Here is a 26,323-nt window from a genome sequence, read left to right as displayed (position 1 = left end):
TTCCTCCTGGCACACCACATCACTGATACGACCCCCGGACGAGGCGATCGATCGCTTCCAGCGCCCTCACACCGTTCTGCTGGTCCCGGTATTCGAAGAACTTCTCCACCCGCAGTAGATATCCGGGCTCCCTGACACACCCCGCCCGCATGTAGCGGACCACTTCGCCCACGACCTCTTCGACCGTTTCGCCGACCGGCCCGAATCCGTCCCGGCGGGCATCGAAGTAACCCTTCTGGTAATGCCCGTCCCAGTACTCCTCGGCGTCGAACTGCGCGTAGACCAGAGGAGTTCCGAGGTAAGCGACGTCGAAGGCGGTGGACGACCAGTCAGTGATGAAGAGATCACAGCTCCGCATGGCCTCCTGCACACCGACCTCGTCCTGGTCGATGATCCGGACCCGGTCCCGGTCCGGAACCATCTCGCCGACCATCGCGCGCATCTCGTAGTGCGGCAGGAATTCCAGTGTGTAGTCGTACCGTTCCAAGGCGGCCAGCAGATCAGGGTCGTTGAGGAAGCGGACCATGAATGCGCGGTAACTGGAGGCGAGGAACCGGTCGCGCGCCGCCTGTCGTGCCTCGCGGCCGCCGTCGCGGCTGTAGGAGGCGACGGCCAGATAGGCACGCCATGTCGGCATGAACAGGATGGTGCGCCCGCCGCGGCCGGGGAGCAGGGCGTCGAAACGGGGGAAGCCGATGACCTCCGCCTGTCCCTCGTAGCCGAGTTCCTCCGACAGGAACCACCCCTCGTGCCGGCTCACCGCGAGGATGAGGTCGACGCCCGTGCGGTTGCGGTGCAGGCCCTTGCTGACGTCCTTGTCCGTCACCCCGTGCTGGAGGAAGACCCGGCGGGCGCCCACGCGCCAGTTCAGGTGCTTGAGGTAGCGGGTCCGGTCCCAGCCGTCGGGCAGCATGTAGGTGTCGATGTCGTAGGCGTTGACGAGCGCGGACGCGTGCAGCATCAGCAGCTTGTGCTTCCAGGAGCTGTGCGCGACGACGTGCCCGAGCCCCGCCAGGCGGGCCCGGTCGGGGCTGCCGGCCCGGATGACGTAGTACGCCCCGCGCCGCTTCCCAGCGGTGCGGGCGTGGCGGAACAGGTGCCAGCCGTTGTCCTGCGCGGTGTCGCCCCGCTCGGCGAAGAGCCAGATGTCCCGGCCGAGGAACAGGGGGGCCAGCGGCTTCGTGAACAGCCTTATCAGACGCTGCTTCCAGAAGGGCCTGCGGCGCAGCACGTGCTTGGCGTCCTTGACGAGAAGGCTGTCCAGGATGCCACGCCCGAGCGACCGGCGCGCCGTGCCCAGGACCATCAGGACCGCGCGGTTCTTCCCCTTCCAGTGCGGCACCACCCGGGTCCCGCCGTACTCGGCCACCCGCGCCCCGCGCAGGTAGCCCGCGGCGACCAGACACGGGGTGGCCACCTGGCCGTCCCCGGTGTCGAGGACGAGTTCGAGTTCGTGGACCCCGGGACGAAGGGCGTCGAGCGGCAGGTCGGCGGTGAACCCGCCCCACTCCGTGTCGGGCCGGGTGTTCCTCATGTCCCGCCGGCGGTCCTGCGTGGCGCAGACGCTGAGGCGGCTGCCCCGGACCCGCAGGCCGAGTTGCCCCGCCAGGGGTCGCACCAGGGGCATGCCGCTGATCTCGAACCGTCCGGAGAGCCGCAGCGTCCCGGTTCCCGGCAGCAGACGGACGTGCTCCAGGTGAGCGGTGAAGGGCGTGGCGTGCGCCAACGGTGCCAGCCGGTCCGGCAGTCCGCCGGTGAGGTAGGGGCGGCCGTCGCGCACGGAGAGCTTGCGCAGTTCGGCCGCCCGGTCCGCGAAGAGGCCGAAGTTCCCGGTGATGAAGGCGAGGTAGGCCACACGATGACGCGCGTCGGCGGTGGCTCTGACGACCACGTCGGGCGGGATGTTCCAGTAGACCGCGCGGCACCGCGAGTAGATCTCCTCCAGCTCCGCCCCCTGGAAGAGGTCGGGCGCCCGGAGCGCGAAGCCCTGGTAGCTCCGTACCAGGAAGAGGTCCAGCACGGCGCGCGAGGATTGCGGGAGTTCCGCGCCGAGCCTGTGCAGGTGCTCCACGAGTTGGAGGTGGTCCCAGTAGTTCTGCCTCCGCGTCCAGATCGCGTCCATGGTCGAGTTGCCCGCGGCGCGCTTGCGGTACCGGTAGACGCAGGCGTCGACCAGGGCGAGCCGGCCGGCGAGGACGAGCGCGGGTACGCCGACATAGGCGTCCTCGAAGTGGACGCCCTCCGCGAAGCGGATCGCGTGGGAGCGCAGGTAGGAAAGGTCGAAGAGCTTGTTGCAGGCGCTCGCGCTGTGCACCAGTTCGGGCATCTCGGCAAGGCTGCCGAACGTCCGGTCACCCTTTCCGAAGTGCTCCTTCCAGGCCCAGCCGGTCGGCTTGGGGAACGTCTCCATCGCGCCCACCACGACCTGGGCGCCGGTCGCCACGGAGGCGTCCAGCATGCGTTCGAGCGCGGTGGGCGGGAGCACGTCGTCGGAGTCGCAGAACGCGATGCGCGGACCGGTCGCCCGGTCCATGCCGAGGTTGCGGGCCGCTCCGGCGCCGCCGCCGAGGCGCACCAGCACCGTGGTGTTGGCGTGCCGGCCCGCGAACTCCGCGCAGAGCCGGTAGGAGCCGTCCGTGCTGCCGTTGTCGACGAGTATGACCTCGCAGCGCTCGAACACCGTCTGTGCCTCTATGGAAGCCAGACACTCCGGGAGGTACTGCTCCACGTTGTAGACCGGCACGACCAGCGTGACGTCATAGGAATTCATGTGTCGCGGGACTCACTTGCGTGCGGTGCGGCGGGGAGGGGGAGGTCATCGGTCAGCGGCATCGAGACTCCGCCCCGTCTCGGCGGGCCGCTCGAGGACGTTCTCGTTCTCCGCGACCTCGTAGGGGCTGGGCACCGGGAAATACGCCTCGAGAAAACGCGCGAGCATGAGCCGCTGAGCTTCCGGGTCGGCCGACTCCACCGTGTCGTTGAGGCAGAAGGTGTCCATGTTCCGGTTGGCGAGGAGCGTGTTCAGGCGTCGCTCGGCCAGATCGGCCGAGAGGTCGATGTACCGGTACTGGATGTCGCCCGCCGTGGCCCGGGCGGAGTGGTACGCGAAGTAGTGGTGCAGTGACGAGGCGATCGGTACGTCCTCGGGCGATCGGAAACGAGAGTTCTGGGTGTCGGCGTGCTGCTCCGCGAAGGTCTCCTCGATCTCCTGCAGCACACTCCTGCGCAGCGCGTGCGGCGTGTGCTTCATCTTCTGGGAGATGGCGGTACCGAACTTCTGCGCGATGAGCCACCGGCTGTTCTTGCCCGCGGCGTTGACCGGGAGGTCGGTCGAGGAGACGCCGCCGCCCGGTATCAGCGCGGGCGAGGCGAAGAACTTGGTGATGCCGTTCGGATGGAAGAAGTGGGCGGGCGTCACCGGCCGGCCGAGGAACACGTCGTCGTTGAGGTAGAGGAAGCACTCCGAGAGTCCCGGAATGTGGTGGAGCTGGCTCTCGATGGCGTGCGAGTTGAACGTCGGCAGCGCGGCGGGGTCCGAGAAGATCTCCCGGTGGTCCACCACCCGGAGGTTCGCGTGCTGGGCATGGAGCCAGGACGGGACCTGGCCGGCCGTCACGAGATAGATGTTGCGCACCCAGGGCGCGTTCTGGTGGAGCGACCGCAGCGAGTAACGCAGTTCGTCACGACTGGCGTACCGCGAGTCGTTGGCCGCCTGCTCGTGCAGCCCGTCCGCGGGCAGACGCCCTCGCGCGCGGTCGCGTGAAGCCCGCCAGACCGGGTCCGAGTCGTCCACCCAGGTGTAGACGACGTCGATGGGGAACCGGTGGTCCTCCGGGAGCGGCACCGCGAACTCGGCCAGCGTCCTGGCGTGCCCGGTGTGGTACGCGGAGGGTATGGGGCTGAACAGACTCTGCGGTGCCGACTTGCGCGGAGCACTCGCCGGAACCGCGTCGATGACCCGGTTGGGTCGCGGAGCCCGCAGCTCACCGTCCCGCTCCGTCCACACCTCGAGATCGCACCCGGAGGCCGCACCGAAGACAAGCTGCTGGGTCGGGTCGCACACGTACCAGGCGACCCGCAGCACCTTGTGCTTGCGCAGCTGCCGCCACGACCGCTCCTCGTCGCCGGGCTCCATGCGGGCCTCGTCACCGTCGGCCGGTCCCACGTAGCCCGGGGCCTGCGCGAAGGCCGCCTGGAGCAGTTCCTCGACCAGCGGGCGGGACGCGGCGAGGACGGCGACGGCGGGCAGTCCGCTGCTCGTGCCGCGCACGCAGAAGTAGTCGATGCCCGCCGCCTCCAGGACGGAGACCAGGATGTTCAGGTTGCGGGCGCGGGCCGCCCAGTCCGTCGCCCCCTCGACCAGCAGCGCGCGCATGTGGCGGCGGCCGACCCGGACGACCCGCCGGCCGTAGGCGGTGCTGTGCCGGGGGGCCTTGCGCTTGCCCCCCATCGCCCAGACCACCGTGGCGGAGCGCACGGAGTCCGCCGCGGTGAGCGAGGACTTCACGGCCTTGCGGACCGGGTTCGGTACCCCACGGACGATGCGCCGACGCGCGCCGGTCGGGACCGCGGACCGGTACGCCGAAATCAGCGCCCCGGCCTCAGGGTTGTCCGAGCCCGCCACAAGGCATCCACCATCCACACCAGCTATCCGTCAAACTTTCACATAATGATCTCCTAAAAGTTGAATCCAAGACAGCCAATGGGCAGGCAGCGGCACGTGTCAATCATCACTTGATGAGCGGTACAACCTTTTTTTTCCTGGACTCACAGGAGAATCTGGTGTAGTGAAGTGCGCCGCAGGAGCTCAGTCGCCCGGCAGGCGCTCCCAGTCGGACAGGGTGAGCCCGGGTTCCGGCCGCTGCCGATTCACGAGGACGGTGCCGTCCGCGGCGACCAGCGCCATGACGACCCGGCCCCGGCCGTCGAGCGCCAGGGCCGGAGTACCGACGCAGGTCACCCCCGTGTCGGTCCACCACAGTCCGCCGGATTCCCCACCGGTGCCGCAGACGCCGAGCACGGCTGTTCCCATACGCCCCTGGTGGGCCAGGAGCGTGCAGTCGTAGCCGTCGACGGCGGCTCGGAGCGTGGCGTGCGGCCCCTCGCCCGGGGCCCCGCCCGCCGGCAGGGCCCACTCACCGGGCCGCTGCGCGTACACGCCCGTCCCGCTCTGCTCGGACCAGTACGCGGTGAACACCCCGGGAGCGGTCTCGAGGAGCGCGGCCGAGCCGGGTACCGGAGCGGGCATGAGGTCCTGTGCCCGTCGCAGGACCGCTCCGGGCTCCGTCTGGATCCAGCGCATGACCGACCGGTTTCCCGGCGCGAGGACCTCCACCAGACCGGCGGAGTTCGCCGCGGCGGCCGGCCCACCGGCGACCGCGCCGCCGCGCAGGTCCTGCCAGGCCTCCCACGCGCCACTCCTGGACTCGCGCCGGAGCATGACCCCACCGGCGCCGCCCGAGACGAAGACGTGCACCGTGCCCTGCCCGTCGACGGCGGCGGTCGGCACACCGAGTGACGCGGCGTCCTTGGGGTCGCGGTACGGGTTGCCCAGGGAACGCCACTCCCCCAGCGTCCGGCCCGACTGGTACTGCACGGCGTAGAGCAGGTCGACCTTAGGCGCGCCCCCACCCGTCCGCGTCTCCCTGCGCCCGAGGAAGTGGGCGTACCGATTGGCCCCCTGGGCGACGGCGAGACCCGTCAGCCCCTCAGCGGGGAAGAAGTCCGGCCCGCTCCAGGACCCGCTGCCGACCGCGGTCTCCGTCCAGCGGCGCACACCGCCTTCGACGAGCGCGTACACGGCGAGGCGGTCGTCGTTCCCGCGCAGCAGCCACGAGCCGGTGGCCACCGCCGTAGCGGACGCCCGTTGGGACCGCGCCTCGGCCTCGACACCGGCTCGGGACCGCCGGTCCACGGCCTGCGCACCTCTGCCGCGCATGTGCACCGCCCCTTCCCACCCCAGGCACGTTGCCCACAAATGACTCCAGAATCCGCCACATCATAAGCACGCCCGAACAAGCGTCCCGCTGCTCCGTCGGAGCCCCTCGGGCCTCGGGTCGCGGCCTCCGGAACGGATCCAGACGCGGACGGAACCTCACGGGCCGGGGCGGCGTGCCGTCCTCACCAGGGCGAACAACCGGGCACATCGTTCATACGCGTGTGCGAGCGCACGTCTATAGTTCAATGCCAACCAAGTGTCAGCCGAGCAGCACCGACCCGGCCCCTCACGGGAGCGGCCTGCTGCTCCTGCCCCTCTGGGCATGAGTTGCGAGGACCCCGCCGTGAGCCACGACCTGAGCACCCCTGTGCCGCCTGACCGTCAGTCCCCGCCCGGCAAGCGCGGCGGCCGCAGAGCCCCGAAGAAGAAACGCCGTACCGGCCGGATCGTGCTCTTCTCCCTGCTCGTCCTCGTCCTCGCCCTCGGCGGCACAGCCTACTGGCTCTACAGCGACCTCGACGGCAACATCAAGGGCGTCGACATCGACAAGGCGATCGGCGACGACCGGCCCGAGAAGCTGCCCACCTCCGGCCAGAACATCCTGATCCTGGGCTCCGATTCGCGGGCCGGCGCCAACGCCTCGCTGGGCACGGGCAACGTCTCGGGGGCCCGCTCCGACACCGCGCTGGTGATGCACATACCCGAGGGCCGCACCAGGGCCGTCGCCGTCAGCATCCCCCGCGACACCCTGGTGACCCGGCCCGAGTGCGCCAAGTCGGACGGCTCCACGGTCTCGTCCGCGAAGCGCGTGATGTTCAACTCCATCTACTCCCAGGTCGGTCCCGCCTGCGTGGTCAAGACCGTCGAGCAGATCTCCGGGGTCCGCATGGACCACTACGTCGAGATCGACTTCGCCGGCTTCAAGGGGCTCGTGGACGCCATCGGCGGGGTCACCGTCACCGTCGACCAGGACATCCACGACAGCTCCAGCGGCCTCGACCTGACCGCCGGCACCCACAAGCTGAACGGCACCCAGTCCCTTCAGTTCGTGCGCACCCGGCACGGCATCGGCGACGGCAGCGACCTCGGACGCATCGGGCTCCAGCAGAAGTTCATGCTGGCCCTGCTGAGCGAGATCAAGAGGCAGGACCTGCTGGGCAGCCCCACCAAGTCCTACAAGATCGCGGACAAGCTCACGGCCGCCCTCACCACGGACTCCGACCTCGCCTCGCTGACCAAACTGGCGGAGTTCGGGCGCAGCCTCAACGGTGTCGACCCCTCCACCATGGAGACGATCATGCTGCCGGTGCAGTACGACAAGGTCGATCCCAACCGCGTGGTCGCCGCCGAGCCTCAGGCGTCGCGACTGTGGAAGGCGCTCCGCCGCGACACCACGATCCCGGAGTCCGCGAAGAAGTCCCCCGCCACGGGCGGCGGTTCGTCCTGATCCTCGTCGTACCTCACGGCCCGACGCCGGCATGGGACCCTTGGACCATGACGGACCCCCTCGGCTCTCCCGCCTCCGACGGCCCCCTGCTGCTGATCGTCGACGGCGCGAACGTCGTCGGGTCGCGGCCGGACGGCTGGTGGCGGGACCGCCGGGGCGCCGCCGGGCGGCTGCGGGACCGGCTGGCCGCCGAGGGACTGCCGGGGCATGACGGCGCGGTGGAGATCGTGCTCGTGGTCGAGGGCGCGGCGCGCGGGGTGGAGTCCGTGCCGGGGGTACGGGTGGAGTCGGCGCCCGGCAGCGGGGACGACCGGATCGTGGAACTGGCCGCCGAGTTCGCCGGCCGGCGCCGTCTGGTGGTCACGGCCGACCGCGAGCTGCGGCGCCGGGTGACCGAGCTGGGCGCGGAGGTGACCGGCCCGCGCGCCGTGCTCGGCTGAGGCGGCGCGCCGGGTCGAGCGCGTGAGCGCCGTCAGCCCGAGAAGGCCGCCATCAGGAAGAAGAAGCCGGTCAGGCCGAGGAAGCCGAGGACCGTTCCGGTCACGGCGGGCCACATGCGACCGGTGCCCTGGCGGGCGTAGTGGATCCCCGCCAGGCCGAAGGTGAGGGCGAGGCCGCCGGCCAGCCACGACCACGGCATCACGGCGAACATGAGGCCGGGCCAGAGGCCTGGGGCGGCGATGATGCCGAGGACGAGCGCGGTGGGGCCGAGGGCGACGGCAGGTGTGTCGTCGGGGTCCGGCGTGGTGGGCGCAGGCATGTGATCCCCCTGGTCAGACTTATTTGAACATGTTCAAATGGCTGCCACGAGCATAGCAGCAGGGCTCGCGCCCGACCGGGCCAACTCCCCCTCAGTCGCCCGGGATCGGGGCGTAGAGCACCGCTCCGTCGACCCGGCCCACCTCCTCGTACCGCCCGTCCAGCAGCCGGCGCAGGCTGGGGACCCGGTCGGGGCGGTACGGCTTGCCCCGGGAGTCGTCGACCACCAGGGCCGGGGCCCGCGCGGTCATCTCCGCTCGGAAGACGGGCCAGGCGCCCTCGACCGCGTACTTCTCGCCGACCCGGGGGCCGTCGCGGCCGCCGCTGTAGTTGGTGAGCAGGCCCGCGGTGAGATAGCGGCTGGCCGGGGTGCGGTCCGCCAGCCAGTACGTCTCGGGGTGCATGCCCCACACCAGGACCCGGTCGGCCGGTGCCGTGCGGTGCGCGAGCGCGGTGGCGAGGCGCTGGGCGTGGGCGAGTTCGTGGCGCGGGGCGAGCAGGCCCCAGGTGAGGAACAGGACGCAGCAGCAGGCCGAGGTGAGGACGGCGGACGTCAGGCGTGCGCGGGGCAGGAGTTGAAGGGCCGCCGTGGCCAGCAGGGCGGCGGGCGGGAGGAGTTGCAGGTAGTAGTGCCCGAAGAAGTGAAAGCCGAGGACGACCGCGCCGGCCGAGGAGGCCAGCCAGAGCCACAGGTCGGCCCCCATGGCTCCCATCACCCGCCTGGTCCCCGGCCCACGGGGGGCGCCAGTGGCGCGGGGGGCCCGCAGCACCCGCACCACCGGTGGGATCAGACCCGCGCAGGCGACGGCCAGGATCGCGGTGTTGGCCAGTCCCCGGCCGAGGACGAGCAGTTCGGAGCCGGTCAGGGAGGCGTAGGTGGCGGATCCGGTGACCGTCCAGAACAGGAACCCGGCGGGGTCGGTGGCGAGGGCCGCGCACAGGACGGGCAGCGCGAAACCGGCCGCCAGCCGCACGGCCCCCGCCCGCACCCCACCCCGCCGGTACAGCAGCAGGACGACCGGCAGCAGCGCGGCGCCGCCCGTCTGCTTGGTGAGGAAGGCGCAGGCGACGGCGGTTCCGGCCGCGCCCCAGCGGCCGCGGTCCGCGCACCACAGGGCGGCCGCCGTGCCGGGCAGTATGAACACCTCGAAGGTGGCGGCCTGCGCGTCCTCCGGGTTGAGTCCGACCGACACCAGCAGGTACAGCACCCCCGCGGCGCGTCCGGCGGAGTCGCCCCAGCGGCGCCGGGCCACGGAGGCCAGCAGGGCCGCGGTGAGCAGTTGCGCGGCGACCGCCAGCACCCGGAGCGGGGTGAGCGAGCCGGAGCCGCAGACCGCGAAGGCGGCCTCGTACAGCCAGGGCAGCATGGGCGGCTTGCGGTCCACGACCGTCTCGTACAGCCGGCCGCCGTGTGCGAGGAGACCCGCCTGGACGGCCAGATAGCCCTCGTCGGGGTTCCACAGCGGACGGACGAAGGACGGCACCCGGGTGACGCAGGCCAGCGCCGCCAGGGCGGGCAGCAGCCGTATCCAGTACGCCGTCCGGGTGGCCGCGGGCCGTGCGGAGGTGGACGGAGCGGCGAGCATGGGCAGCACGGACAGCACGTTATCCGGCCCCGCGGTTCCGGCGAAGCGGAACATACGGGGCCGAAGGGAGCGGTCGGTTGCCTACCGATTCTTTCCGGGCGGTGCCCCGGGCACCTCACCCGCCGGGGCCTTCTCACGCAGGGCGAGCAGGCTGTGCTTGCGGCCGTAGAGGAGGTAGACCAGGATGCCGATGACCATCCAGATGGCGAAGCGGAGCCAGGTCTCGGCCGGCAGGTTGAGCATCAGCCACAGCGTGGCGCACACGGACACGATCGGGACCACCGGGACCCAGGGGGTGCGGAACGCGCGGGGCAGGTCCGGGCGCGTCTTGCGCAGGATGATGACGCTGATCGCCACGACGACGAACGCGAACAGCGTGCCGATGTTCACCAGTTCGGCCAGCTCGCTCAGGCTGGTGAACCCGGCGACGATCGCGATGATCACGCCGAGCAGGATGGTCGGCCGGTGCGGGGTCTTGAAGCGCGGGTGGACGCGGGAGAAGAAGCGCGGCAGGAGGCCGTCACGGCTCATCGCGAAGAACACCCGGGTCTGGCCCAGCAGCAGGATCATGCAGACGGTCGTCAGGCCGACCGCGGCGCCGAAGCTGATCACGCCCGCGTACCAGGGATGCCCGATGGCCTTGAAGGCGTCGGCCAGCGGGGCCTCCACCGACAGGCGGGTGTACTTCTGCATGCCGGTGACGACGATGGAGACGGCGACGTAGAGGATGGTGCAGATGAGCAGTGAGCCGAGGATGCCGCGCGGCATGTCCCGCTGCGGGTTGCGCGTCTCCTCGGCGGCCGTGGCGACGATGTCGAAGCCGATGAACGCGAAGAACACCACCGAGGCGGCGGTGAAGATGCCCATCACACCGAAGTTGGCGGGCGCCCAGCCGAACATGAGCTGGATGAGCGGGGCCTTGAGATTGCCGCCGGCCGCCACCGGCTCGGGGTGCGGGACGAACGGCTTGTAGTTCTCGCCGCGGATGAAGAAGGCACCGGCGATGATCACGATGAGGACGACGGCAACCTTGATGGCGACCACGACCGAGGTGATCCGGGCGGACAGCTTCATGCCGAGCACGAGGATGCCGGTGAGGACCAGGACGAGCGCAGCGGCGAGGATGTCGAAGCCGAATCCGGAGGCCCCGTCCCGCCCGGCCAGGTAGTCCGGCAGGTGCCAGCCCGCGTTGTCGAGCAGCGAGCGCATGTAGCCCGACCAGCCGACGGCCACCACCGCCGTACCGAGGGCGAACTCCAGGACGAGGTCCCAGCCGATGATCCACGCGGGCAGCTCGCCGAGTGAGGCGTACGAGAAGGTGTACGCGGAGCCCGCCACGGGGACCGTGGAGGCGAACTCGGCGTAGCAGAGCGCGGCGAGCGCGCAGACCACGCCGGCCGCGACGAAGGCCAGGGACACCGCCGGGCCGGCGTTGTTCTTGGCCACCTGTCCGGTGAGGACGAAGATGCCGGTGCCGATGATGACACCGACGCCGAAGACGGTCAGATCGAGCGCGGAGAGGGACTTCTTGAGTGAATGCTCGGGTTCCTCGGTGTCCCGGATGGACTGTTCGACGTTCTTCGTCCTGAAGAGCGCGCTGCTCACGTGCCTACCTCCCACGCTTGTCGTCCTCGACATGATCGAGAGGGCCGGGTGTGCGTATGCCCCGGCACAGGCAGGTTCACGCAGAAGGGCCGGTTCCGCCACCGGGAGAAGGAGGCGGAACCGGCCCTGGGACTGCTTTTTCCTAGTCGCGCGCGGGCTGCACGGAGTCGACCTCTGCCGCCGTACGGTCGAACCGGCCGTCCAGCTTGGAGACCAGACCGGTGACCTGGCGGGCGATGTCGGGCGCGGTCAGCCCGATCTCGGCCATGACCTCGGCGCGGGAGGCGTGGTCGAGGAAGCGCGGCGGGATGCCGAAGTCGCGCAGCGGCGCGTCCACGCCGGCGTCGCGCAGGGCCTGGGCGATCGCGGAGCCGACACCGCCGGCGCGGCTGTTGTCCTCGACGGTGACGACGACCCGGTGCCGCTCGGCGAGCGGGGCCATGGCCTCGTCGACGGGCTTGACCCAGCGCGGGTCGACCACGGTGGTGGAGATGCCCTGCCGGTCGAGCAGGCCGGCGATCTCCAGGCACATCGGCGCGAGGGCGCCCACGGAGACCAGCAGCACGTCCGGGCGGTCGGTGCCGGGCTCGCGCAGCACGTCCATGCCGCCGACCCGGCCCACGGCCGGTACGGCGGGGCCGACGGCGCCCTTGGAGAAGCGGACCACGGTAGGCGCGTCCTCGACGGCGACCGCCTCGCGGAGCTGCGCCCGGACCTGTTCGGCGTCGCGCGGGGCGGCCAGCCTCAGGCCCGGCACGACCTGCAGGATCGACATGTCCCACATGCCGTTGTGGGAGGCGCCGTCGGTGCCGGTGACCCCGGCCCGGTCCAGGACGAAGGTCACCCCGCACTTGTGCAGGGCCACGTCCATCAGGACCTGGTCGAAGGCGCGGTTGAGGAAGGTGGCGTAGACGGCGAAGACCGGGTGGACGCCGGCGTGGGCCAGGCCCGCCGCCGACACGGCTCCGTGCTGCTCGGCGATGCCGACGTCGTAGACCCGGTCGGGGAAGCGCTTGGCGAACCTGTCCAGGCCGACGGGCTGGAGCATGGCCGCCGTGATGGCGACGACGTCGTCGCGCTCCTCGCCGAGCTTGACCATCTCGTCGCCGAAGACGGAGGTCCAGTCGGCGCCGGAGCTGGCGATCGGCAGACCGGTGTCGGGGTGGATCTTGCCGACGGCGTGGAAGCGGTCGGCCTCGTCCTGCAGCGCGGGCTGGTAGCCGCGGCCCTTCTCGGTCAGGCAGTGCACGATGACGGGCCCGCCGAACCGCTTGGCCCGGGCCAGCGCCGACTCCAGGGCCTCGATGTCGTGCCCGTCGATCGGGCCGACGTACTTCAGGCCCAGGTCCTCGAACATGCCCTGCGGGGCGATGAAGTCCTTCAGCCCCTTCTTGGCGCCGTGCAGGGTCTCGTACAGCGGCTTCCCGACGACCGGGGTGCGGTCGAGGATGTCCTTCGTCCGGGCGAGGAAGCGCTCGTAGCCGTCGGTCGTGCGCAGGGTCGCCAGGTGGTTGGCGAGGCCGCCGATCGTCGGCGCGTAGGAGCGCTCGTTGTCGTTGACGACGATGACCAGCGGGCGGTCCTTGGCCTCGGCGATGTTGTTCAGCGCCTCCCAGGCCATGCCGCCGGTCAGCGCCCCGTCACCGATGACGGCGACGACGTGGCTGTCCCGCTTCTTGAGCTGGTTGGCCTTGGCGATGCCGTCCGCCCAACCGAGCACCGTGGAGGCGTGGCTGTTCTCGATGACGTCGTGCTCGGACTCGGCCTGCGAGGGGTAGCCGGACAGGCCGCCCTTCATCTTGAGCCGGGAGAAGTCCTGCCGGCCGGTGAGGAGCTTGTGGACGTAGGACTGGTGTCCGGTGTCCCACAGGACCTTGTCCTTCGGGGAGTGGAAGACGCGGTGCAGGGCGATGGTGAGCTCGACCACGCCCAGGTTGGGGCCGAGGTGGCCGCCGGTCTTGGAAACGGCGTCGACGAGGAAGGTCCGGATCTCCTCTGCCAGCTGGTCCAGCTCCTCCAGGCTGAGCCGGTCCAGATCGCGCGGTCCCCTGATGCGGGTCAGCAGCGGCACCCGTGCCTCCTTGCAGTAGAGCTGATCGAGCTGTTGCCGGGCTTGTCGAGTCTAATGTTCCGGGTTTGCGGGACACGACAGTGCCCGGCACCTTCCGGTGCCGGGCACTGGTTCGACCCAGGTCGCTACGCGCGACCAGCGGTCTTCTGCGTCTTGCGCGTGACGGAGTCGATGACCACGGTGGTCAGCAGCACCGCTGCGGTGATCATGTACTTCACCGGCTCCGCGATGGACTCCAGCTGGAGACCGTACTGGATGGACACGATCACCAGCACACCCAGCAGGGCGTTCCAGGTGCGGCCACGGCCACCGAAGAGCGAGGTGCCGCCGATGACGGCCGCGGCGATCGCGTTCATCAGCAGGTCGCCGGTACCGGCGCTCTGGTTGGCGGAGGCGATCTTGGAGGCCAGGAACAGGCCGCCGATGGCCGCGAAGCCGCCGGAGATGGCGAACACGGAGATCCGCACCGCGGTGACGTTGATGCCCGCACGCCGGGAGGCCTCGACGCTGCCGCCGAGCGCGAAGATCTTGCGGCCGTAGGAGGTGCGGCGCAGCAGGAAGTCGGTGCCGACCAGGAAGGCGAGGAAGATCACCGTGGCCAGCGGCAGGCCCTTGTACTGGTTGTACATGTACGCCGCGGCGAAGGAGACCACGGCCAGCAGGACGGTGCGCAGGACCGTGTCGCTGAGCGGCCGGGACGGGACGCCCGCGGCCTCGCGGCGCCGGTTGCCGAGGAAGGAGCTGACGAAGAACAGCACGACCACGACGGCGGCAAGACCGTAGGCGGCGGCCAGGTCGGTGAAGGTGTACGTGGTCAGCTTGCCGATCAGGCCGTCGCTGTCGAGGTTGATCGTGCCGTCCTCGCCCAGCACCTTCAGCATGAAGCCGAGCCAGAACAGCAGACCGGCCAGGGTGACGGCGAAGGCGGGGGCGCCGAGCACCGCGAAGAAGAAACCGTGCAGCGCGCCGATGACGGCACCGGCGGCGATGGCGACCAGTACGGCCAGCCACTCGGGCCAGCCCTGGTTGACCGTGAGGACGGCCGCGAGGGCGCTGGCCGCGCCGCTGACCGAGCCGACCGACAGGTCGATCTCACCGAGCAGCAGCACGAAGACGATGCCGACGGAGATCATGCCCGTGCCGACCATCGTGACCGTGATGTTGCTGATGTTCTGCGCGGAGAGGAACTCGGAGTTCAGGACCTGGAAGATGATGCAGATGATCGCGAGGCCCAGGATCACCGGGAGGGAACCCAGCTCACCGGCCTTCATCTTCCGCTTGAACTCGCTCCAGTAGCCGAGCAGGCCCTGCTCGCGCACCAGCAGCCGGGGGTCGACCGCGGTGACCGCGGCGGAGGCGGCCTCTGGGTTCACGACGGGCGCGTCCTTGCCGGGCCCGGGCGTCTTGTCGACGTTCGCGGAGGTCTTGTCGACGCTCACTTGGAAACCTCCCCGTTCGTGCGCGCCGCACGGCGGGTCACGGCGTTGTCGGTGGCGCCGGTGATGGCGGAGATGATCTCCTCCTGCGAGGTCGTCTTGACCTCGAAGACGCCGTTGTTGCGGCCGAGGCGCAGGACGGCGACCTTGTCCGCCACCGCCTTCACGTCCGCCATGTTGTGGCTGATGAGGATGACGGCGTGACCGCGCTCGCGCAGGCGCTCCACGAGGTCGAGGACCTGGGCGGTCTGCTCGACGCCGAGGGCGGCGGTGGGCTCGTCGAGGATGACCAGCTTGGGGTCACCGAGCATCGAACGGGCGATGGCCACGGTCTGGCGCTGACCGCCGGAGAGCGAGGCGATCGGGATACGGACGCTGGGGATGCGGATCGACAGCGTGGTGAGCAGCTCGCGGGCGCGGCGCTCCATCTCGACCTCGTCCAGGACACCGAACTTCTTCAGCTCGCGGCCGAGGAAGAGGTTGCCGACGACGTCGATGTTGTCGCACAGCGCGAGGTCCTGGTAGACCGTCGCGATGCCCAGGGCCTGGGCGTCGTGCGGCCGGCTGATCGACACGGGCTTGCCGTCCCACTCGATGGCGCCCTCATCGATGGGGTGCACGCCGGCGATCGTCTTGACCAGCGTGGACTTTCCGGCGCCGTTGTCGCCCACCAGGGCGACCACCTCACCGGCGTGGACCTCAAGCTCTACGTCGGTGAGCGCCTGAACGGCACCGAACCGCTTGGAGACCCCGCGCAACGCCAGCACGGGCGTAGCGGACACGTGAACCATCTCCTTCGCCGCCTGACCCGGCGGGAGGTTGTGCAGAAGAGTTTGGGGGGTAGTTCCGTCCGGCGCCCCGCGCCGAGCTTGCGGGGCTGCGTGAATGCGCGGGGCACCGGAGGAGCCTGGGAGCACCCGGTCCGGCCCGGCACCGGCGTTCTGGACCGAACGCCGGTACGGGAGGCGGGATTTGGTGCTGCTTACTTCAGGCCGAGCTTGTCGCAGGCGGACTTGTACTTGCCCGTGCAGATGTCGGCGACGGTGTAGACGCCGTCCTTGATGACGGTGTCGTTGATGTTGTCCTTGGTCAGCGCGGTGACCGGGACCAGCACCGAGGGGACGTCCTTGGCGGAGCCGGAGGAGACCTTGTCCTTGGCGACGGAGTCCAGGCTCTCGCCCTTGGCCAGGGCGACGGCCATCTCGGCGGCGGCCTCGGCCTCGGGGGCGTACGGCTTGTAGACGCTCATGTACTGCTCACCGGAGACGATGCGCTGCACACCGGCCAGCTCGGCGTCCTGGCCGGTGACCGGGACGGAGATGCCCGCGGCCTTCAGAGCGGTGATGATACCGCCGGCCATGCCGTCGTTGGCGGAGTAGACACCCGCGATCTTGCCCTTGCCGACCGAGGAGATCGCCGCCTCCATCTCGGAGTTGGCGTTGTCCGGCGACCACTCCTTGGTGTCGTACTCCTTGGCGACAGTGACCTTGCCGTCGAGGACGGAGTGCGCGCCCTTCTTGAACTGCGCGGCGTTCGGGTCGGTGACCGAGCCGTTGACCATGACGATCTTGGAGGACTTGGTGGCCTTGCTGCCCAGCGCCTTCAGCAGGGCCTCACCCTGGGTCTTGCCGACCTCTTCGTTGTCGAACGAGGTGTAGGCGCTGATCGGGCCCTCGGCCAGACGGTCGTACGCGACGACCTTGATGCCGGCGTCCTTGGCCTTCTGGACCGAGTTCTGGATCGCCTTGGCGTCGACCGCGTCCAGGATCAGCACGTCCACCTTGTTGGTGATCATGGTGTCGACCTGCTGGGCCTGCAGGTTCGCGTCCTGACGGGCGTTGTTGTACTGGATCTCCGCCTTGTTGTTCGTCAGCTCCTGGATCTTCTTCGTGATCAGAGGCTTGTCGAACTTCTCGTAGCGGGCGGTCTTGTTCTCCGGAAGCAGGAGACCGACCTTGATGTTGTCGCCCTTCTTGGCGGACGACGCCGAAGAGCTGTCGTCTCCCTTGGACTCCTTGGCACTGCCACAGGCGGCCAGCGAGACGGCCATCGCACCAGCGGCAACGGCAACGGCGGCACGACGCATACGCGTGTTCACTCTGTAAACCTCCCTGACGAGGCCGCGTCGTTGCGGCCGAGGTGGCTGGAAGTCAACTCGGCCACACGTGCGACGTCAAGAAGTAAATCCTTAACGAGATGGCAACGGTGCCATCCGTTCTCTAAGTGAAGGCAGGGGTGGCCGTCGCGAGCGTACCCGCGACAGATCCGTCCAGAAGGGTCGAATCGCCCATCTCGCTGAGTGCGAGGGCGAGCGCTCCGAGCACCTCCGCACGGCCCCCAAGTGCCCCGGGAAGAACGGACAGTTGGCGCGCCGCGCTGGGGATCGCGTAGCGGCCGACGGACTCCCTGATGGGCCCGAGAACGAGCTCTCCGGCCTCGGCGAGATCACCACCGAGGACCACCCGGCTCGGGTTCAGCAGATTGCAGAGATTGGCCACTCCACTGCCGATGTGGCGGCCGACGTCGGCGATCACCCGACGACAGCCCGGGTCTCCGTCCCTGGCCAGCCGAACGACGCCTTCCATGGTCAGATCGGTGCCGTGACTGGGCTGGAGCAGCGGAAGCACATAGCGCGCGGCCGTGAACGTCTCCAGGCAGCCACGGTTCCCGCATCGGCAGACCGGGCCGGATTCGTCGAGTGTAATATGTCCGATTTCGCCAGCCGTGCCACCCGGGCCGCGATAGATCTTCCCGTTGATCACGAGACCGGCGCCGACACCGCTGGCGACCTTGATGTACGCGAGGTCGCGGACGCCCTTGCCGCTGCCCCAGACCAGCTCGCCCAGCGCGCCGAGGTTGGCGTCGTTGTCCACGTGCACGGGCACGCCGAGCCGCTCGCGCAGCTCCTCGGCGGGCCTGGTGCCGCCCCAGCCCGGCAGGATCGCGGTGGACCCGAGGGTCCCCGACTCCACGTCGATCGGGCCGGGCACGCCCAGCCCCACGCCGGCCACCTTGGTCCGGTCCACACCGGTGGCCGCGATCAGCCGGTTGACCAGCTCCTCGGCCCGGTCGAAGCCCTGCGTCGAGGAGGCGTCCACGTCCAGCGGCTCGGACTCCTCGGCCAGCACCTGGTGCGCGAGGTTCCCGATCGCGACGCGCAGGTGCGTGTGCCCGAAGTCCACGCCGATCACGATGCCGGCGTCCCCGCTCAGCGAGACGCTGCGGGCCCGCCGCCCGCCCGCCGACGTGGGCGTGACCTCGACGGTTCCGCCGTCCTTCAGCTCCCGCACGATGTTGGAGACCGTCGCGGCGGACAGGCCGGTCGTCCGTGCGATCTCCGCCTGCGTGAGCGACCCGGCAAGCCGTACTGCCCGCACGACCCGTTCCAGGTTGGCTCGGTGCAGCGACGACTGCGACCCCGGAGTCTCCATCGACCCATCCACTCCCGCCATCGGACGGGCGGCCCCAGTGCCGCCCGTGGCCCAGGTCACATCCGCGGAACCGGGCCACTTACAAGTTGTGAACTCCAAGCTCGGCTGTACGGGTTACATCAGTCAAGTCCTTGACGGAAATCGCTCTCGCTTTCACTGTTCCGCCCAGGACACCCGGGGGACATGTACAGGCCACCCGCGAGCAGGGCGGAAGGACACCCGGGCGGGTGCTCCGGGAGGGGGCCGGCGAGGGCGGTGCCAGGCGGGGCGGGTTCCCGCGGATCGTTCAGCCGCGGAATGCGGCGACCCGGCCCGTTACCCGCCCGTGACCCGGCGTGGTATCGGGTCGCGGGAACGGGGGTGCGAATCGCGAGTGCGAAGAGCGCGGGACGGCGAGGGCGCGCGGGACACCCGGTGCGGCCGGGCCCGCGGGTGGGGCGCGGGGGCCGCCGGGACGTGGGGGAAACGTCACGGGCCCGGGCGGCCCCCGTGGGGACGTCCGGGCCCGCCAGGCGGCCTGCCGCTACTTCAGCGCCCCCGCCGTCAGTCCCGCCACCACCTGGCGCTGGAAGACGATGTACGCCGCCAGGACCGGCAGCATCGCCATCACCAGGCCGGCGAACAGGCCGGACCAGTCGCCCTTGTAGCCCTGGCTGACCGCGAGCTGGACCAGGCCCTGGGTGAGGACGCGCTTGTCGGGGTCGGTGTTGAGGACCGTGGGCAGCATGTACTGGTTCCACTGGCCCAGGAAGTTGAAGATGCCGACGCTGATCAGGCCCGGCTTGGCCATCGGCAGCATGATCTGGAAGAACGTACGCGTGTGCGAGGCGCCGTCGACGAAGGCCGCTTCCGCCACCGAGGTGGGCAGGGTGCGGAAGAAGGCGGTCAGGAAGAAGACCGTGAACGGCAGCGAGTACGCGATGTAGACCAGGATCAGGCCGTGGATGGTGTTCAGCAGGCCCATGTTGTTCACCACGTAGAACAGCGGGACCAGCGCCAGCATGATCGGGAAGCTCATGCCGCCGATGAACAGGAAGTAGATGAAGCGGTTGCCGGGGAAGTCGAAGCGGGCCAGGACGTAGGCCGCCATGGAGCCGAGCACCAGGGTGCCGATGAGCGAACCGCCGACCACCAGGATCGTGTTCAGGAAGTAGTCGCTCATGTTGGCCTGGGTCCAGGCCCTCGACCAGTTGTCGAAGTGCAGCCGGTCCGGCAGGGACCAGGGCGAGCCGAAGATGGAGGCGTCGTCCTTGAAGGACGTCATCACCGCCCACAGCAGCGGCAGGGCCACCATGATCGCCCACAGGACCAGCATGCCGTGCGAGAAGACGTTGAGGACGGAGCCCTCCTTCTTCTCCACGGCCGGCCGCGCCGGCGCCACGTCGACCTTCGATACGGTCGCGCCGGACTCGGCCGGCAGCGGGGCGGGGGTCTCGGTCGTCTTCATCGCTTCAGTACTCCAGCCGCTCGCGACGGCCCAGTCGCATCACGACCGCCGCGAAGGCGAGCGTGACCACGAGGAGGGCGACGCCGATGGTGGTGGCGTAGGCGGCCTGACCGTCCCGGAACGCCTTCTGGTACACGTACAGGACCATCACGGTGGTCGAGTAGTCGGGACCGCCCGGCCCGGTCGTCATGATCTGGACGACCGCGAAGGACTCGGCGCCGAGCGCGAGGATGCCCATGTAGACCCAGCCGGACTGCACGGTGTCCCACAGCAGCGGCAGGGTGATGCGGAAGAACGTGGTGAAGCGGCTCGCACCGTCGAGCAGGGCCGCCTCGTACATCTCGGCCGGGATCGACGCCATACCGGCCGAGAACAGCACCACGAAGAAGCCGACCGTGGACCACACGAGCACGGCCATCACGCACCACAGGGCGAGGCCCGGATCGCCCAGCCACAGGGGCTGGACGCTGTCCAGGCCGATGCCGCGCAGGAACGAGTTGATGGCGCCGCTGTCCGGGTTGTAGGCGAAGGCGAACAGCAGTGAGACGATCGCGATCGACAGCACCTGCGGGAAGAAGTAGACGATTTTGTAGAAACCGGAGCCGCGGACGCCGGAAATCACCGGGCCGCCCCTCCGGCGCCGTCCGCCCACATTGATCATGAAGGCGAAGAACAGCGCCAGACCGATCGTCACCAGCGGCAGGACCAGCGCGAACAGCAGGCTGTGCTGCAACGACTTCCAGAAGATGTCGTCGTCGAACATCCTCCGGTAGTTGTCGAAGCCGACCATCTTGAATTCGGGACTCAGTCCGGTCCAGTCCGTGAACGAGTAGTAGATGGACTGGATGAAGGGCCATACGACGAAAAGCGCGTAGAGCCCGAGGGGTGCCGCGAGGAACCCCACGATGAACCGGTACTTGCCGTGCTGCATTACTGCCGACCCCGATCTCCGGTCAGGTGCTGCCGCTGGTGACGAACCCTCATTTCGGGCCTACTGGTGCTTGTAGTGCTTGATCGACGTGTCCTTCGCGGCCTCGTCGGCGAAGCCCTGGATCTTCTTGATGGCCTCCGCCGGGGTGAGGCGGCCGGCCATCATCTCGCCGAGCCCGGCCACACCGATCTTCTCCTTCTGGAGCTGCACGTACCAGTCCTGCAGCCGCGGATTCACCACGTTGGCTCCGGCCTTGTCCAGCGCCGCCACGCCCGACTTCAGGCCGGGGGTGAGGGTGATGCCGTCGGTGCCGCCGTTGAAGGCCGTCAGCGACTTCACCTTGGCGGTGAAGTTCCTCGAGGAGGCCTCGGAGAGCATGATGCGCAGCTGCTCCATGCCGCCCTCGGAGTTCGCCGCCTTGGCCGGCACGACGAAGGGCTCGCCGCCGGACGCCCAGATGGTGCCGAACGGCATCTTGTCGGAGCCGTCGAGGCCGGTGGGCGCGGAGACCGCGAGGTTGAAGTCGGCCGGGATGACGTTGGCCGACTCGTTCTCCACCCAGGAGCCGTTCGGGATGAACAGCGCCTTGCCCTTGGCCCACGCCGTCTGCGACTGGATGTGGTCCAGGCCCGGGGTGCCCTTGAGGACGTAGCCCTTCTTGTAGAGCTCGTAGTAGGCCTCGAAGCAGGCCTTGACGGCCGGGTGCTTCCAGGCGTTCGGCTCCAGGTTGTCGATGGCGTCCAGCACCTCGCGGCCGCCGACCTTGCCGATCATCGGGTACAGCGAGAACGGGAGGTAGTACGGGTACTTGCCCGCGTACGTCCAGCCCGCCATGCCCTTCTTCTTGGCCTTCTCGCAGACCTTGAGCATCTCGTCCCAGGTCTCCGGGTACTTCTCGTCGAGCGAGTCCAGGGCCTTCTGCGAGTACCAGACGCCGTACACCGTGTAGGCGTAGTACAGGATCCAGACCTTGTCGCCGTCGAACTGGCCCATCTCCACGATGCCCGGGCGCAGCGTGTCGCGGACCTTCTTGCCCGGGTCGTCGAACGACGGCGCGTCCAGCAGCGGGGTGAGGTCCGCGAGCTGGTTCTTGCCGACGAGCACGCCCATGTCCATCTGCTCGGCGCCGGAGTTGTCGATGAGATCCGGCGGGTTGCCCTGGTTGAAGCGGGGCTGCAGGGTGGACTGGATCTTCTGGGTGGCGGAGAACTTCACCGTGGCCTTGGGGAAGTCCTTCTGGTAGATCTTCACCGCGTCCTGGGCGTACTCCTTGCCGAAGCCGCCGTCGAAGAGGACGAACTCCATCTTCGCGCCGTCGTTGACGCCCAGCGGGTTCTTCGCGGTCTTCTTGCCGGCCTTGGCCTTGTCCTGTCCGTCGCCGCCGCTGCTCGCGCAGGCGGAGAGCAGGCCCATTCCGGGGGCGGCCACCAGGCCGAGCGCCGCGGACCGCTTGATCAGATCGCGGCGGCCGACACCCTCGCCACCGTGGTGCGCAGTGGATCCCATGCTCAAGTCCTCGCCTTCTCCAGGACTCAGGCGGTGAACCGGATCCTCCCCGGCACCGCTGTCGGGTAGTGCAGGGTCATGCGGGAAACGCCGACAGGTATAGTCCACTTCCCGCCAGCGGAGCAAGATCGAATGCAAGGTTCGCGTTGGGTCTTTTCCGAGTTGAGACCTCGCGGAAATATGAAGGGCCTGTGGGCGCCCTGCCGGAAAAATTCGCGACATAAGGCCCTGAATGCCACGCTCAACACCCTTGACATCATGGGCCACTTGACCACCTACTGGTTCCTGCGCATCGAGCTGACAACGTTGTCCGAAGCGACGCAGGAGGGGAAGCTGTAGATGCAGCGCAGAAGTCGACCCAGAAACGGTCCGGCGGTCGTGCTCACGGCCGCCTTTGTCATGGCCGTCGGCAGCCAGGGCGCGGCGGTCGCCCTGCCGGCGAAGGCACCGGCCGCCGACCGGGAGTTCGCATCCTCGTTCGAGGCGGGCGACCCGGCACCGGACTGGCTGAACACCGTGGACACGGCGGCGGACGGGGGCAAGCGCGCCTCGGGCGTGGACGGCGGCTACAGCACCGGCATCCCGGGCAATGTCGACGACCATGTGACCGAGGTCCGGGCCAGTGACGAGAACGCCGGCGCGGGCGAGGTGAAGGAGAACCTCGTCGACGGCGAGCCCGGCACCAAGTGGCTGGCCTTCCAGCCCACCGGCTGGGTGGAGTTCGACCTGGACAAGCCGGTCAAGCTGGTGACGTACGCGCTCACTTCGGCCAACGACTACGCCGAGCGCGACCCGAAGGACTGGACGCTCCAGGGCTCCGCGGACGGCAAGGACTGGAAGACGCTCGACACCCGCTCGGGTGAGAGCTTCAAGGAGCGCTTCCAGACGAAATCGTACGATCTGGCCGAACCCGCCGAGTACCAGCACTTCCGCCTCGACGTGACCGCGAACAACGGCGCCTCGGGCATCCTGCAACTCGCCGACGTGCAGTTCTCCACCGGCGGTGGGGACACCACGGTGCCCCAGGACATGCTGTCGCTGGTCGACAAGGGACCGATCGGCTCGCCCACGGCCAAGGCCGGCGCCGGATTCACCGGAAAGCGTGCCCTGCGCTACGCCGGACGGCACACGGCGGACGGGCGGGCGTACTCGTACAACAAGGTCTTCGACGTAAACGTACGGGTCGGCGGTGACACCCGGCTGTCCTACCGCGTCTTCCCGTCGATGGCCGACGGCGACCGCGACTACGACGCCACCAACGTCTCGGTCGACCTGGCCTTCACGGACGGCACCTACCTCAGCGGCCTCGGCGCCACCGACCAGCACGGCTTCGCGCTGACACCGCGGGGCCAGGGCGCGTCGAAGGCGCTCTACGTCAACCAGTGGAACAACGTGGCCTCCCGGATCGGCTCGGTGGCGGCCGGCAAGACGGTGGACCGGATACTGGTGGCGTACGACTCGCCGGACGGCCCGGCGAAGTTCCGCGGCTGGATAGACGACGTCGCCCTGAAGCCGGTGGCGCCCGAGAAGCCGAAGGCGCACCTGTCGGACTACGCGCTGACCACCCGCGGCACCAACTCCAGCGGCAGCTTCTCGCGCGGCAACAACTTCCCGGCGACGGCCGTCCCGCACGGCTTCAACTTCTGGACACCGGTCACCAACGCGTCTTCGCTGAGCTGGCTCTACGAGTACGCACATGCGAACAACGGCGACAACCTGCCGACGATCCAGGCGTTCAGCGCCAGTCATGAGCCGAGCCCCTGGATGGGCGACCGGCAGACCTTCCAGCTCATGCCGTCGGCCGCCTCCGGCACGCCGGACACCGGCCGTGAGGCACGCGAGCTGGCCTTCGAGCACGAGAACGAGACCGCGCGGCCGTACTACTACGGCGTCCGGTTCGAGAACGGGCTGAAGGCGGAGATAACCCCGACCGACCACGCGGCCGCGTTGCGCTTCACCTACCCGGGTGACGACGCGAGCGTGGTGTTCGACAACGTGACCGAGCAGGCGGGGCTGACCCTGGACAAGGAGCACGGCGTCGTCACCGGCTACTCGGACGTGAAGTCGGGCCTGTCGACGGGCGCGACCCGGCTGTTCGTGTACGGCCGGTTCGACAAGCCGGTGACCGGCGGCGACTCCAGCGGGGTGAAGGGCTTTCTGCGTTTCGACGCGGGCGCCGACCACACGGTCACCCTGCGGCTCGCGACCTCGCTGATCAGCGTGGACCAGGCGAAGGACAACCTGGCGCAGGAGATCCCGGACGGTACCTCCTTCGGCACGGTCGAGGCGCGGGCCCAGCGGGCCTGGGACGAGCTGCTCGGCAAGGTCGAGGTGGAGGGCGCGACCCCGGACCAGCTCACCACGCTGTACTCCAGCATGTACCGGCTGTACCTGTACCCGAACTCGGGCTTCGAGAAGGTCGGCGGCAAGGACCGGTACGCCTCGCCCTTCTCCCCCATGCCGGGCCCGGACTCCCCGACGCACACCGGCGCGAAGATCGTCGACGGCAAGGTGTACGTCAACAACGGCTTCTGGGACACCTACCGGACCACCTGGCCCGCGTACTCGTTCCTGACCCCGTCGCAGGCGGGTGAGATGGTCGACGGGTTCGTGCAGCAGTACAAGGACGGCGGCTGGACCTCCCGCTGGTCCTCCCCCGGCTACGCCGACCTGATGACCGGGACGTCCTCGGACGTCGCCTTCGCCGACGCGTACGTCAAGGGCGTGAAGTTCGACGCGAAGGCGGCGTACGACGCGGCGGTCAAGAACGCCACGGTCGTCCCGCCGTCCTCGGGCGTGGGCCGCAAGGGCATGAGCACCTCGCCGTTCCTCGGCTACACCAGCACCGACACGCACGAGGGCCTGTCCTGGGCGATGGAGGGCTACGTCAACGACTACGGCATCGCCAAGATGGGCGAGGCCCTCTACAAGAAGACGGGCGAGAAGCGGTACGAGGAGGAGTCGCGGTACTTCCTCAACCGCGCCCGGGACTACGTGAACCTCTTCGACTCCAAGGCGCGCTTCTTCCAGGGCCGGGACGCCAAGGGCGACTGGCGCCTGGACTCCTCGAAGTACGACCCGCGCGTGTGGGGCTACGACTACACGGAGACCAACGGCTGGGGCTACGCCTTCACCGCACCGCAGGACAGCCGGGGCCTGGCCAACCTGTACGGCGGCCGGCAGGGCCTCGCGGACAAGCTCGACGAGTACTTCGCCACGCCCGAGACGGCCTCCCCGGACTACGTCGGCTCCTACGGCGGTGTCATCCACGAGATGACCGAGGCGCGGGACGTCCGGATGGGCATGTACGGCCACTCCAACCAGGTCGCGCACCACGTCATCTATATGTACGACGCGGCCGGTGAGCCCTGGAAGGCGCAGGAACACGTGCGCGAGGCGCTGTCCCGGCTGTACACGGGCAGTGAGATCGGCCAGGGCTACCACGGCGACGAGGACAACGGCGAGCAGTCGGCCTGGTACCTGTTCTCCTCGCTCGGCTTCTACCCGCTGGTCATGGGCGGCGGCGAGTACGCCATCGGCTCACCGCTGTTCAAGAAGGCGACCGTGCACCTGGAGAACGGCCGCGATCTGGTGATCAAGGCACCGCGCAACAGCGCGAAGAACGTGTACGTACAGGGTGTGAAGGTGAACGGCAGCCCCTGGACGTCCACTTCGCTCCCCCACTCGCTGCTGTCCAAGGGCGGGGAGCTGGAGTTCTTCATGGGGTCCAGGCCCTCGACCTGGGGGACGGGCGCGAAGGCGGCGCCGGTCTCCGTCACCCAGGACGACAAGGTGCCGGCGCCCCGTGCGGACGTGCTGAAGGGCGACGGCGCCCTGTTCGACAACACGTCGGCGACGAGCGCGACGGTCACCACGGTGGACCTGCCGGCCGCGGGCGGCGCCAAGCCCGTCCAGTACACGCTGACCTCGGCGGCGGACCACACGAAGGCGCCGGCCGGCTGGACCCTGCAGGGGTCCACGGACGGCACTGCCTGGAAGACCCTGGACCACCGCTCCGGCGAATCGTTCCGTTGGGACCGGCAGACCAGGGCGTTCGGCATCGCCGCCCCGGGCAGCTACACGAAGTACCGCCTGGTCCTCGACGGCGAGGCGACGCTGGCGGAGGTGGAGCTGCTGGGCTGACCGGCGCATGAGCAAGGGGGCGG

Annotated in this window: 17 protein-coding genes; 3 read left to right on the top strand and 14 right to left on the bottom strand. The window is 69.3% G+C overall.

The annotated features are described in order from the left end of the window. Positions 1-19: 19 nt before the first annotated feature. The 3 genes from ACZ6B1_RS24800 to ACZ6B1_RS24790 form a co-directional block, all read right to left on the bottom strand. A complete protein-coding gene (locus ACZ6B1_RS24800; protein ID WP_468781752.1) occupies positions 20-2,770 on the bottom strand; it encodes a bifunctional glycosyltransferase/CDP-glycerol:glycerophosphate glycerophosphotransferase in 2,751 nt (916 codons plus the stop codon). Positions 2,771-2,815: 45 nt separating this feature from the next. Then, positions 2,816-4,624, bottom strand: coding sequence for a stealth family protein (locus ACZ6B1_RS24795; protein WP_468781750.1), 1,809 nt, complete (start codon positions 4,622-4,624; stop codon positions 2,816-2,818). A gap of 183 nt (positions 4,625-4,807) precedes the next feature. Further along, positions 4,808-5,938, bottom strand: coding sequence for a hypothetical protein (locus tag ACZ6B1_RS24790; RefSeq protein ID WP_468781748.1), 1,131 nt, complete (start codon positions 5,936-5,938; stop codon positions 4,808-4,810). Between the two features lie 322 nt (positions 5,939-6,260). On the opposite strand from ACZ6B1_RS24790, the gene ACZ6B1_RS24785 reads away from it, so the two are divergent. After that, on the top strand, positions 6,261-7,385 hold the full coding sequence (locus ACZ6B1_RS24785) for an LCP family protein (protein ID WP_468781746.1): 1,125 nt from the start codon (positions 6,261-6,263) through the stop codon (positions 7,383-7,385). A gap of 47 nt (positions 7,386-7,432) precedes the next feature. Beyond that, positions 7,433-7,825 (top strand): PIN domain-containing protein, encoded by a 393-nt coding sequence (locus tag ACZ6B1_RS24780; RefSeq protein WP_468781744.1) that lies wholly within the window; start codon positions 7,433-7,435, stop codon positions 7,823-7,825. Between the two features lie 32 nt (positions 7,826-7,857). Here the strand turns inward: ACZ6B1_RS24780 and ACZ6B1_RS24775 are convergent, their stop codons facing one another. The 11 genes from ACZ6B1_RS24775 to ngcE form a co-directional block, all read right to left on the bottom strand. After that, positions 7,858-8,145 carry a hypothetical protein gene (locus ACZ6B1_RS24775; RefSeq protein ID WP_468781742.1) on the bottom strand — a complete coding sequence of 96 codons (288 nt, stop codon included), beginning with the start codon at positions 8,143-8,145 and terminating at the stop codon, positions 7,858-7,860. Between the two features lie 91 nt (positions 8,146-8,236). Then, positions 8,237-9,730: a glycosyltransferase family 39 protein gene (locus ACZ6B1_RS24770; protein ID WP_468782097.1), complete on the bottom strand. Its 1,494-nt coding sequence runs from the start codon at positions 9,728-9,730 to the stop codon at positions 8,237-8,239. Between the two features lie 81 nt (positions 9,731-9,811). Further along, the gene (locus ACZ6B1_RS24765) at positions 9,812-11,335 is read right to left on the bottom strand and encodes an amino acid permease (RefSeq protein WP_468781740.1); all 1,524 of its coding nucleotides are present in this window, start codon (positions 11,333-11,335) and stop codon (positions 9,812-9,814) included. 142 nt (positions 11,336-11,477) lie between these two features. Then, a complete protein-coding gene (gene dxs / locus ACZ6B1_RS24760) occupies positions 11,478-13,406 on the bottom strand; it encodes a 1-deoxy-D-xylulose-5-phosphate synthase (RefSeq protein WP_468781738.1) in 1,929 nt (642 codons plus the stop codon). Positions 13,407-13,531: 125 nt separating this feature from the next. Beyond that, positions 13,532-14,845, bottom strand: coding sequence for a sugar ABC transporter permease (locus tag ACZ6B1_RS24755; protein ID WP_468781736.1), 1,314 nt, complete (start codon positions 14,843-14,845; stop codon positions 13,532-13,534). Further along, positions 14,842-15,633, bottom strand: a complete 792-nt coding sequence (locus tag ACZ6B1_RS24750; protein WP_174266236.1) for an ATP-binding cassette domain-containing protein — start codon at positions 15,631-15,633, stop codon at positions 14,842-14,844. The genes ACZ6B1_RS24755 and ACZ6B1_RS24750 overlap by 4 nt, the downstream gene beginning before the upstream one ends. 191 nt (positions 15,634-15,824) lie before the next feature. Next, positions 15,825-16,928 carry a sugar ABC transporter substrate-binding protein gene (locus ACZ6B1_RS24745; protein WP_468782095.1) on the bottom strand — a complete coding sequence of 368 codons (1,104 nt, stop codon included), beginning with the start codon at positions 16,926-16,928 and terminating at the stop codon, positions 15,825-15,827. Positions 16,929-17,061: 133 nt separating this feature from the next. Next, complete coding sequence (locus ACZ6B1_RS24740; RefSeq protein ID WP_468781734.1) at positions 17,062-18,273, bottom strand: ROK family transcriptional regulator; 1,212 nt, start codon at positions 18,271-18,273, stop codon at positions 17,062-17,064. Positions 18,274-18,796: 523 nt separating this feature from the next. Continuing rightward, complete coding sequence (locus tag ACZ6B1_RS24735; protein ID WP_468781732.1) at positions 18,797-19,720, bottom strand: carbohydrate ABC transporter permease; 924 nt, start codon at positions 19,718-19,720, stop codon at positions 18,797-18,799. Positions 19,721-19,724: 4 nt separating this feature from the next. Further along, on the bottom strand, positions 19,725-20,651 hold the full coding sequence (locus tag ACZ6B1_RS24730; RefSeq protein WP_468781730.1) for a carbohydrate ABC transporter permease: 927 nt from the start codon (positions 20,649-20,651) through the stop codon (positions 19,725-19,727). 60 nt (positions 20,652-20,711) lie between these two features. Further along, complete coding sequence (gene ngcE, locus ACZ6B1_RS24725; RefSeq protein WP_468781728.1) at positions 20,712-22,157, bottom strand: N-acetylglucosamine/diacetylchitobiose ABC transporter substrate-binding protein; 1,446 nt, start codon at positions 22,155-22,157, stop codon at positions 20,712-20,714. Between the two features lie 339 nt (positions 22,158-22,496). Between ngcE and ACZ6B1_RS24720 the strand changes: the two genes are divergently transcribed. Further along, positions 22,497-26,300, top strand: a complete 3,804-nt coding sequence (locus ACZ6B1_RS24720) for a GH92 family glycosyl hydrolase (RefSeq protein WP_468781725.1) — start codon at positions 22,497-22,499, stop codon at positions 26,298-26,300. The last annotated feature ends 23 nt before the right edge of the window (positions 26,301-26,323 follow it).

This window comes from Streptomyces sp. NPDC041129 (genome assembly GCF_055592265.1).
Note: the sequence above shows the minus strand (reverse complement) of the source record. Positions and strands in the feature narration are given on the sequence as shown.